The following is a 9,787-nucleotide window of genomic DNA, read 5'->3' as shown; positions in this document are numbered from 1 at the left end:
GGGTTCCACCTGTTTGGGGGGGGCCCCCCCCCCCCCCCCCCGCGGCGGGGGGGGGGGGGGGGGGGGCCCCCCCCCCCCCCCACCACGCACCACGCCCCCCCACGCCGGACGTCCATCCCTAGCACCAGGACGAATTCCATGAGCCTCGCCCTCCCCACGACGTCAGAAGACCTCGACCGCCTGCGTGACCTGGCGCGCACCTCCGCGGAGGTGATCGCACAGCACCAGGACGGCGGCGGCGCCTACCCGGCCTCGCCCACGTTCAGCGCCTACCAGGGTTACGCCTGGTTCCGCGACGGGTCGTTCGTCGCCGAGGGGATGTCCCGTTACGGCGCCGTCGAGTCCGTCGACCGGTTCCACCGGTGGGCAGTGGGCGTCCTGACCTCACGCGGCGAGCACGTCGCGGACCTGCTCGCGCGGGCCGACCGCGGCGAGAAGCTCCCCCTGACCGACATGCTCCCCACGCGCTTCCTGCTCGACGGCGCCGACGGCCAGGACCCCTGGTGGGACTTCCAGACCGACGGCTACGGCATGTGGCTGTGGCAGCTCGTGACCCACGCGGAGCGCCACGACCGCCCGCTCGACCCGTACCGCGAGGCCGTCGCCATCGCGGTCGACTACCTGCTCGCGACGTGGGAGCTCCCCTGCTACGACTGGTGGGAGGAGCACGTCGAGGAACGCCACCCCTCGACGCTGGCCCCGGTCCGCGCGGGCCTCCTGGCCGCCGCGGGCGCCCGGTGCGCGGACGGCTCCCCGCTGCTCGACGACGCCCGCTCGGCCCGGGCCACCGAGGTCGCCGACGCGATCAGCGCGCTCGTCCAGGCCGACGGCATGACGTCGGGCCGCGCGAGCGACCCCGACGCCCCGCACCTCGCGAAGTGGTTCGGCTCGGGCGCGGTCGACGCGTCGCTCGCCGCGTGCGTCGTGCCGTTCGGCCTCGTGGAGCCCGGTTCGCCCGTCGCCGAGGCCACGCTCGACGCCGTCGCACGCGACCTCGACGTCGACGGCGGCGTGCACCGCTTCCGCGCGGACGTCTTCTACGGCGGTGGCCAGTGGCTGCTGCTGTCCGCCCTCCTCGGCTGGAACCACGCCCGCGCGGGCCGGACCGACGAGGCGTGGAGCCACCTGCGGTGGATCGCCTCGCACGCCGGACCCGACGGGCAGATGCCCGAGCAGGTCCCCGACCACCTGATGCACCCCGGCTCCCGCGACGAGTGGATCGAGCGCTGGGGTCCCGTGGCACTGCCCCTGCTGTGGTCCCACGGCATGTACCTGATCCTGGCCGACGAGCTCGGCCTCCTGACGACCGACCCGAACACGGAGCAGCACCCATGACCACCCTGATCCACCGCCCGGCCGGCATCGGCCACCCCTACGCCGCGTCGGCCGACCAGCGCCTGCCTGTGCACCCCGGGGCCGGGACCTCGGTGAGCCTCGGCGTCGTCGTCGAGGACGCCCCCGCCGACGTCGCCGTCGCGTGCGAGTGGGACGACGGTTCCCAGGTCACGACGTTCGCCGCCGTGCCCGGGTCCGTGTCCCCCGCGGACGCGGCAGCGCTCGCGGGCGGAGACGGGCACCTCGCCGCGGCCCAGGCGGGCCAGCTCACGGCCGACGGCGCCTGGCACGCCACGAGCCCGGTCCTCGAGGCGGGCCGCCGCTACCGCTACCGCTTCACGACGGCCGACGCCGCCACCGAGTGGTTCGAGGTCAGTGCGGGGACGTGGACCTCGACCGCCCCGGCGGGGGCCCGCGGAGTGACCGTGGGCGGCGTGCCCGCCGACGAGCACCCGCTCGTCGTCCCCGGCTCGGTCGAGTGGTGGACCGACGAGGACGGCGCCCGGCGCGTGCGGTTCGCGTTCCGCCTCGGCGCGTCCGAGCACGTGGTCGGGTTCGGCGAGCGGTTCGACGCCGTCGACCAGCGCGGCAGGAGCCTCGACGCCGTCGTGTTCGAGCAGTACAAGTCGCAGGGCGCGACGGGACGCACGTACATGCCGATGCCGTTCGCGCACGTCGTGGGCGGCTCCGGCTGGGGCTTCCACGTCCGCACGTCGCGGCGCACCTGGTACGACGTCGCCGCCTCCTCGCCCGACCTGCTGGTCGTCGAGGCGGCGCTGGGCGACGACGCCGCGCTCGACGTCGGCGTCTACGAGGGCAGCCCCACGGAGGTGCTCAAGGCGTTCGGCGACGAGGTCGGCCGGGCCGAGGAGCTCCCGTCGTGGGTCCTGGGCCTGTGGGCGTCGGGCAACGAGTGGAACACCCAGCAGCTCGTCATGGAGCAGATGGACGCGCACCGCGACCTCGACGTCCCCGTGAGCGTCGTCGTGATCGAGGCGTGGAGCGACGAGGAGGGCATCACGATCTTCCGCGACGCCCGCTACGCGATCAACGCCGACGGCGCACCGCACGCCGCCTCCGACTTCACGTACCCGGCCGACGGCGCCTGGCCCGACCCGAAGGGCATGATCGACGAGCTGCACTCCCGCGGCATCAAGGTTGTCCTGTGGCAGATCCCCCTGCTCAAGACCGAGCACGACCTCGGCCCCGACGTGCCGCACGAGGCCCAGGTGCTCGCCGACGGGCGCGCCATGGTCGCGGCCGGGCACGCGGTCCGCGAGGAGGACGGCAGCGCCTACCACAACCGCGGTTGGTGGTTCCCGCAGTCCCTCATGGCCGACCTGTCGACCCCGGAGGGCCGCGAGTGGTGGACCGCGCGCCGCCAGTACCTCGTCGCCGAGCTCGACGTCGACGGCTTCAAGACCGACGGCGGCGAGCACGCGTGGGGCGACGAGCTCCGGTACGCGGACGGGCGCCGGGGCGACGAGGGCAACAACCTCTACCCCGTGCACTACGCCCGCGCGTTCGGCGACCTGCTGCGCAAGAACGGCAAGGCTCCCGTGACGTTCTCCCGCGCCGGGTTCACTGGGTCGCAGGCCCACGGCCTGCACTGGGCGGGCGACGAGAACTCGACCTGGGAGGCGTTCCGCTGGTCCATGAACGCGGGCATCACGGCCTCGGCCTGCGGCATCGTCTACTGGGGCTGGGACCTCGCCGGTTTCTCCGGCCCCGTGCCCGGCTCGGAGCTCTACCTGCGCGGGGTCGCGGCCGCGACGTTCAGCCCCGTCATGCAGTACCACTCGGAGTTCAACCACCACCAGCGCCCCCTGCGGGACCGCACGCCGTGGTACGTCGCCGAGACCAACGACGACCCCGAGGTCGTGGACGTGTTCCGGGGCTTCGCGAAGGTCCGCGAGCGCCTCGTGCCGTACCTCGCCGAGCAGGCGCGGCACTCGATCGCCACGGGTGCCCCGCTCATGCGCGGTCTGTTCGTCGACCACTCGCACGACGAGAACGTGTGGGAGCACGCCGACGAGTACCAGCTCGGCGACGACCTGCTGGTCCACCCCGTGACCGAGGAGGGCGCCACGACGTGGACCACGTACCTCCCGGCGGGCGAGTGGGTCGACGCCTGGACGGGGCGGCCCGCCACGGGCGAGCCCAGCGGGGCCGGGGTGCTCGTGACGCGCGACGTCCCGCGCGACGTCATCCCGGTGTACGTGCGTGCGTCCGCCTGGGAGGACCTGGCGCCGGTCTTCGCGCGGTAGTCGCTCGTCGGTCCGGCGGTCCGGCGGTCCGGCGGGCCGACGGCGCAGCAGCAGCGGTGAGCACGGCTCCACCCGTCCGCGGGTGGGGCCTGCGGCCCGAGCTCACCGCCCACGACCGTCAGCCGAACGCCGTGACCTGGGCTTCGTCGACCCTCAGCAGCCGACCTCCCCCAGCGACCAGCTCGTACGGGTCACCGGTGTGCTCCTGGGTCCATCGCACGTCGCCCGTCGCCAGGTCGAGGGCGGTGACCGAGCTCGTGCCGGGCGCGGTGGGGACGACGAGGAGCGCGGAGAAGCCGTCGGTGAACGTGCCGGTCACGCGGTACGACACCGCACCGGACACAGGCCCGGCGGCCCGCCGCCACCGCTCCTCGCCCGTCGTGGCGTCCAGAGCGACCGTTTCCCGGTCGACCGTCTGCACGAGCACGACGTCCGCCCCGCGGACGAGCACCTGCCGCGCTGCGACCGGCGCGGTCCAGGCGGTCGTGCCGTCCCGGTGGACGGCGAGGAGCGTCTCCCCCTGGTCGAGCAGGACGAGGTGAGGTGCCATGAGGTCTCTGGCACCTTCCCCGAGCACGAGCCCTTCGTTCCTCTAGAGCACCGTGCCGTCGGCCGAGACGGCCTCGGCGGGTCCCGCGACGGCCGTCCCCGACGAGCGGAGGTAGGACCCGTTACCCAAGGCGGTGACCTGCACCATCGCCGACGGTTCGTCGACGACCAGGCCCCCAGGTGTCAGGTAGGACAGGACGCCGCAGCCGTGGACCTCCACCGTCCCCGTCCGGTAGACCGCACGGACGGCATCACCTTCGGTCGCGCACAGCGGGCCCTGCGCGTCCTCCTTCACGGTCAGCCGTCGCTCCCACGCCACCGTTCCCGTCCGGACGTCGACGGACCGGACCACGACCCCCGTCTCGTCCCTGGTGGCCTGGAGCACCGTCCCACCGGGACCGGTGACCGCCTCGCCCCTGCGTGGGTCCACCTCCACCTCGGCCACCACCGCACCGTCGACGCTCACGAGTCGGGCTGTGGGAGCATCCTCCCCCTGGCCCAGGCACACGAAGGCCGACGCCTCCGGCGTCCCCTCGACGCCCTCCTGGTCGGCGGCGCAGACCTGCCGGGTCAGGTCGTCCAGCCGCCAGCGCTCGTCGCCCGACCCGAGGTCGTACCCGACGGTCCCGGAGCGCCCCGGGATCACCAGCAGGTCCCCCACGGTGAACGGCTCGCCCTCGTCGCGGTCGACGCTCCACTCGGCACGCGGCGCGTAGGCGAGGTCGAAGATCCCGCCCTCGGACGATCGGAGCGTCTCGAGCGCGTCGTCCTGGGCCGCCCCGTCACGCGTCACGACGACCGCGGCCGCCGTCCCGAGCACGCCGAGACCGGCGGCGAGGCCGACGAGGAGGGCGGCACGGCGCCGTCGGGCGGAGCGGTCGAGCGGGCGCCCCCTCTGCTCGCGACGACGCGGCTCCGGGTCGACCGGGTCGACGTCCTCGGACGAGTCGTCGAGCATGAACACGACCTGCTGCTGGCTGCGTCGGCGAGGCACGCCCGGAGCATACCGGCGACGTCGAGAAGGAACGCCCGACGGTCCGGTGGCGACCGACAGGCGTACGTTGGAAGGGCGAATGCAGGGCCCGACGGAGCGACCCTGCGACAGCGTGGACGGAACACGGACCGGCCTGAACGACCACCCCGGACCCCTGCGTCTCACGCTTCGAGCAGATATTGGCTCAGATCATGGATTCCCCCTACGATCGTCAACACCATCCAGAGCGGTCGAGAGTCCTGGCTCGTTGACACCGCAGCAACCCCCCAACGGAAGCCTCCCGCGGGTACGGGTGCTACAGCCAGGTTCGATGGAGCGATTCATGACCGAGGCATCTTCCTGCGCACCCCTACACCGCACCGGGGTCCCGCGCGCCAGTCGTACGGCCCCCGTGGCCACCACCAGCACGCCCCTCGTGGCGGTCACGCGATGAGCATCGTCGACCTGGGGCACTTCGGGCACGAGGCACCGCGACCCACGGTGTCGTTCGAGCTCATGCCCCCGCGCCGCCCCGACGCCGCACCCAAGTTCTGGGAGACGGCCCGCCGTCTGGTCGCGACGTCCCCCGACTTCGTGTCGGTCACGTACGGCGCGGCCGGCACCGACCGTGAGACCTCCCGGCGCGTCATCAGCCAGCTCCTGCACGGCACGCCCGTGCTGCCCATCGCGCACCTGACGTGCGTGGGCGCCTCGCGCGAGGACGTCGAGGACGTCATCACGGACTTCCTCGACGCGGGCGTGCGCAGCTTCCTCGCCCTGCGGGGCGACCCGCCGCGCGACCAGCCGGACTGGCGCCCCGCCGAGGACGGCGTGCGGTCGAGCACCGAGCTCGTGGCCCTGCTGCGCGAGGTCGAGGCCGCGCGCTGCGCCGCGAGCCCGAGCGTCGCGCTGCGCGGCGCGGCCCGCCCGCTGACCATCGCGGTCGCGACGTTCCCCGACGGGAACCTCGCCGCCGGGACGAGCCGCACCCAGGAGGTGCGCCGCCTGTGGCAGAAGCAGCAGGCAGGCGCGGACTTCGCGATCACGCAGCTCTTCTACGAGGCGTCCTCGTACATCGACTTCGTCGCCGAGGCGCGCGCCGCAGGGGTGACCATCCCGATCCTCGCGGGCCTGCTGCCCATGACGGACCCGGCCCGGCTCGCACGCGTTGAGGAGCTCACGGGCGTCCCGGCACCGCAGCGCGTCGTCGAGGCCCTCGAGGCCGAGCAGGACCCCGCCGCGCGCCACGCCCTGGGCATCCGCCACTCGGTCACGCTCGCGCGCCAGGTCCTCGCCGCCGGTGCGCCCGGCCTCCACATCTACACGTTCAACAAGCACCAAGCCGCTCTAGACCTGCTCGAGGGAGTCGACCTCGGCGGTGGGGCAGCGGGGGACGCCGACGGCGTCTCGTCCCGCACCCCCGACCTGGCCAGCGGGCCGTGGGTCTCCGGCACTCCCCTTCCCTCCGCCGAGCCTGCCCTGGGCAGCTCCTCGGTCTGACCAGTTCAGAGGTATTCACCATGAGTGCACCCACGTTCCCGTCCGGTTCCGTCCTCGGATACCCCCGCATCGGCCCGCGCCGCGAGCTCAAGAAGGCCGTCGAGTCCTTCTGGGCCGGCAGGACCACCGCCGACGAGCTCGAGGCCACGGCCTCGGCGCTGCGCGTCGCCGCAGCGAAGCGCCTCGTCGACCTGGGCCTCGACGCCGCGTCGGGCGCCGTGCCCGGCTCCTTCTCCTACTACGACCAGGTGCTCGACGTCGTCGCTCTCCTCGGGGCGGTCCCGTCCCGCTTCGCGTCGCTCACCGACGCCGACGGCGCGCTGGACCTCGCGGGCTACTTCACGGTCGCGCGCGGCGCCGGCGAGGACGCCCCGCTCGAGATGACCAAGTGGTTCGACACGAACTACCACTACCTGGTCCCCGAGATCAGCGAGTCCACGCCGTTCCGCTTCGCGGACGACCGCGTCGTGCGCCAGTTCGTCGAGGCCAAGGACGCGGGCGTCGTGACCCGGCCCGTCGTCGTCGGGCCCGTCACGTTCCTCGCACTGTCCAAGGCCGCCGACGACAGCGCGCCCGGCTTCAGCCCGCTCTCGCGCCTCGCGGACGTCCTGCCCGTGTACGTCGAGCTGCTGCGCGCCCTGGCCGCGGCGGGTGCACCGTGGGTGCAGCTCGATGAGCCCGCGCTCGTGTCCGACTCGATCGACGTCCCGGCCGCCGAGGTCCACGCCGCGGTCACCGAGGCGTACCGCGTGCTCGCGACCGAGCTCGCGGTGGGCTCCGAGCGTCCCGCGATCCTCGTGGGCGCGCCGTTCGGCGGGCTCCAGGGTGAGCACGACGGCCTCGCGCTCCTGGCCGCGACCGACGTCGAGGCGATCTCGCTCGACCTCGTCAAGGGCGCTGTCCCCGCGGGCCCCGTCCCGGGCCTGGCGGACAAGACCCTCGTCGCCGGCGTGATCGACGGCCACAACGTCTGGCGTGCCGACCTCGCAGCGAAGCTCGACCTGGTCGAGGGGTTGTCGGACCTGGGGGCAGGCACCGTCACCGTCGGCACCTCGACCTCCCTCCTGCACGTCCCGCACGACGTCGAGGACGAGGACTGGACCAACGGCTCGATCGACGCCCGCCTCCGTGACTGGCTCGCGTTCGCCGACCAGAAGGTCGGCGAGGTCGCCGTTCTCGCCCAGGCCCTGACCGAGGGACCTGAGGCGGTCGCCGACCAGATCGAGGCGTCTCGCGCGGCGGTGGCCTCGCGCGCGGTGGCGAGCGGCGTCGTCGTGCCTGCGGTGCGCGAGCGCGCCGCAGCCCTCACCGAGGGCGACTTCTCGCGCGGCGACTACGCCGAGCGCGCGGCCGCCCAGCAGGCCAAGCTGAACCTCCCGCTGCTGCCGACCACGACCATCGGGTCGTTCCCGCAGACTCCGGAGATCCGCCGGGCGCGCGCGCTCAACGTCAAGGGCGAGCTCTCCGACGCGGACTACACGGCCGCGATGCAGGACGAGATCCGCCGCGTCGTCGAGCTCCAGGAGCAGATCGGTCTGGACGTCCTGGTGCACGGCGAGCCCGAGCGCAACGACATGGTCCAGTACTTCGCGGAGAACCTCGACGGGTTCGCGGTCACGGCGAACGGCTGGGTCCAGTCGTACGGCTCGCGCTGCGTGCGTCCGCCGATCCTGTGGGGCGATGTGACGCGTCCGGCGCCCATCACGGTCGACTGGTCGACGTTCACGGCCTCGCTCACCGAGAAGCCGGTCAAGGGCATGCTGACCGGTCCGGTCACGATCCTCGCGTGGTCGTTCGTGCGCGACGACCAGCCGCTCGGCGACACGGCCAACCAGGTGGGCCTCGCGCTGCGCGACGAGATCGCGGACCTCGAGGCCGCCGGCATCGGCATCATCCAGGTCGACGAGCCCGCGCTGCGCGAGCTCCTGCCTCTGCGCAAGGCCGACCAGGCCGCGTACCTCGACTGGTCGGTGAGCTCGTTCCGCCTCGCGACCGCGGGTGTCGTGGCCGAGACGCAGATCCACACGCACCTGTGCTACTCGGAGTTCGGCGAGGTCATCGGGGCGATCGACGGGCTCGACGCCGACGTGACGTCGGTCGAGGCAGCACGCTCGCGCATGGAGATCGTGCCCGAGCTGGCCGAGGCCGGCTACGCGCGCGGCATCGGCCCGGGCGTGTACGACATCCACTCGCCGCGCGTCCCGTCGACCGAGGAGGTCACCGACCTGCTCGAGCTCGCGGTGAAGTCGATCGACTCGCGCCTCGTGTGGGTCAACCCCGACTGCGGCCTCAAGACGCGTCGCTACGAGGAGACCGTGGCGTCCCTCGAGAACCTCGTCGCCGCGACGAACGCGGTGCGCGCGCAGCTCGGCTGATCCTCGCGACACCCCGGGGGCGCTGGGCCCAGGCCCACCGCCCCCGGGCAGTTCTCCCCGTTCCGCCCGACACTCCTCCACCAGTAGCATCGGCGCGCACGTCATCGCTCCACCATGGGGCGAGGCACCTGTCCCGATGGGGGAACCATGCACGCCGCAGCACCCGCTCCGACCACGACCGACCTGCCGCTCTGGGTGGACGGGCGCAAGAAGATGCGCCTGACCGCCGTCGTCTCCCCGTTCCTGGCCGCGGCGCTGCTCACGGTCGTCGCATTCCTGCGGTTCGGCGACGAGGAGAGCTTCGTGCTGTACCTCGTCATCGCGCTCGTCGCGGTGCTCGCGATCATCCTCCCGTTCCTCGTCTACTGGGTGCGCGAGGCGAAGCCCGTCACGGTCGACCTCGCGGCCCGGACGCTGCGCCTCGGGGACGGTCCGGCGCGCCCGTTCGCCGACGTCACGTACGCGTACACGCGGATCGAGCAGGGCTCCCTCACGCTGCGCTTCGGGTTCTCGGAGGCCGAGCGCACCGCGATCCTGCGCAACCTCACGCAGGTCGTGACCTTCCGGCTGCCCGAGGCCGACGCGCGCGCCCTCATGGAGGTCTTCGCGGGGTCGAGCCTGCCCGAGGAGAGCACGGCCACGAAGGCCTTCATGGCGCAGAAGGTCCTGCTGGGCAAGGCCGACGCGATCGAGGTCGTGGCAGCGCTCGCGCAGCTCCCTCGTATCGCCTGAGAGGGACACAGGTCGTCCGCGACGACGAGAGGGGCCCCGCACCGATGGTGCGGGGC

At 73.2% G+C, this 9,787-nt stretch carries 7 protein-coding genes and 1 riboswitch; of the genes, 5 read left to right on the top strand and 2 right to left on the bottom strand.

The features are described from left to right. Positions 1-138: 138 nt before the first annotated feature. Both ACFRCR_RS12975 and ACFRCR_RS12970 read left to right on the top strand, forming a co-directional pair. Positions 139-1,335, top strand: coding sequence for a glycoside hydrolase family 15 protein (locus tag ACFRCR_RS12975; protein WP_377678052.1), 1,197 nt, complete (start codon positions 139-141; stop codon positions 1,333-1,335). Beyond that, positions 1,332-3,602, top strand: a complete 2,271-nt coding sequence (locus ACFRCR_RS12970; RefSeq protein WP_377678050.1) for a TIM-barrel domain-containing protein — start codon at positions 1,332-1,334, stop codon at positions 3,600-3,602. Before ACFRCR_RS12975 ends, ACFRCR_RS12970 begins: the two co-directional genes overlap by 4 nt. 118 nt (positions 3,603-3,720) lie before the next feature. Here ACFRCR_RS12970 and ACFRCR_RS12965 read toward each other — a convergent pair whose 3' ends face one another. Together ACFRCR_RS12965 and ACFRCR_RS12960 are read right to left on the bottom strand one after the other, a co-directional pair. Further along, positions 3,721-4,152 (bottom strand): PQQ-binding-like beta-propeller repeat protein, encoded by a 432-nt coding sequence (locus tag ACFRCR_RS12965; RefSeq protein WP_377678048.1) that lies wholly within the window; start codon positions 4,150-4,152, stop codon positions 3,721-3,723. Positions 4,153-4,194: 42 nt separating this feature from the next. Then, complete coding sequence (locus tag ACFRCR_RS12960; RefSeq protein WP_377678046.1) at positions 4,195-5,145, bottom strand: hypothetical protein; 951 nt, start codon at positions 5,143-5,145, stop codon at positions 4,195-4,197. A gap of 214 nt (positions 5,146-5,359) precedes the next feature. After that, a riboswitch (SAM riboswitch) is annotated at positions 5,360-5,462 on the top strand. A gap of 112 nt (positions 5,463-5,574) precedes the next feature. Here ACFRCR_RS12960 and ACFRCR_RS12955 point away from each other — a divergent pair. From ACFRCR_RS12955 to ACFRCR_RS12945, 3 genes are all read left to right on the top strand, one after another. After that, on the top strand, positions 5,575-6,624 hold the full coding sequence (locus tag ACFRCR_RS12955; protein ID WP_377678045.1) for a methylenetetrahydrofolate reductase: 1,050 nt from the start codon (positions 5,575-5,577) through the stop codon (positions 6,622-6,624). 20 nt (positions 6,625-6,644) lie between these two features. After that, positions 6,645-8,999, top strand: a complete 2,355-nt coding sequence (gene metE / locus ACFRCR_RS12950; protein ID WP_377678044.1) for a 5-methyltetrahydropteroyltriglutamate--homocysteine S-methyltransferase — start codon at positions 6,645-6,647, stop codon at positions 8,997-8,999. Positions 9,000-9,146: 147 nt separating this feature from the next. Then, positions 9,147-9,731 carry a hypothetical protein gene (locus ACFRCR_RS12945; RefSeq protein ID WP_377678043.1) on the top strand — a complete coding sequence of 195 codons (585 nt, stop codon included), beginning with the start codon at positions 9,147-9,149 and terminating at the stop codon, positions 9,729-9,731. Positions 9,732-9,787 lie beyond the last annotated feature (56 nt).

Origin of the sequence: Oerskovia sp. NPDC056781, from assembly GCF_042789955.1 — a bacterium.
Classification (GTDB): domain Bacteria; phylum Actinomycetota; class Actinomycetes; order Actinomycetales; family Cellulomonadaceae; genus Oerskovia; species Oerskovia rustica.
The sequence above is the reverse complement of the archived record's forward strand: the minus strand, read 5'-3'. Positions and strand labels throughout refer to the sequence as shown.

Bases quoted from the DNA above. Each gene is read 5' to 3' on its own strand.
- ACFRCR_RS12955 (WP_377678045.1), top strand. From the start codon at position 5,575: ATGAGCATCGTCGACCTGGGGCACTTCGGGCACGAGGCACCGCGACCC.
- metE (WP_377678044.1), top strand. From the start codon at position 6,645: ATGAGTGCACCCACGTTCCCGTCCGGTTCCGTCCTCGGATACCCCCGC.
- ACFRCR_RS12945 (WP_377678043.1), top strand. From the start codon at position 9,147: ATGCACGCCGCAGCACCCGCTCCGACCACGACCGACCTGCCGCTCTGG.
- ACFRCR_RS12970 (WP_377678050.1), top strand. From the start codon at position 1,332: ATGACCACCCTGATCCACCGCCCGGCCGGCATCGGCCACCCCTACGCC.
- ACFRCR_RS12975 (WP_377678052.1), top strand. From the start codon at position 139: ATGAGCCTCGCCCTCCCCACGACGTCAGAAGACCTCGACCGCCTGCGT.
- ACFRCR_RS12965 (WP_377678048.1), bottom strand. From the start codon at position 4,152: ATGGCACCTCACCTCGTCCTGCTCGACCAGGGGGAGACGCTCCTCGCC.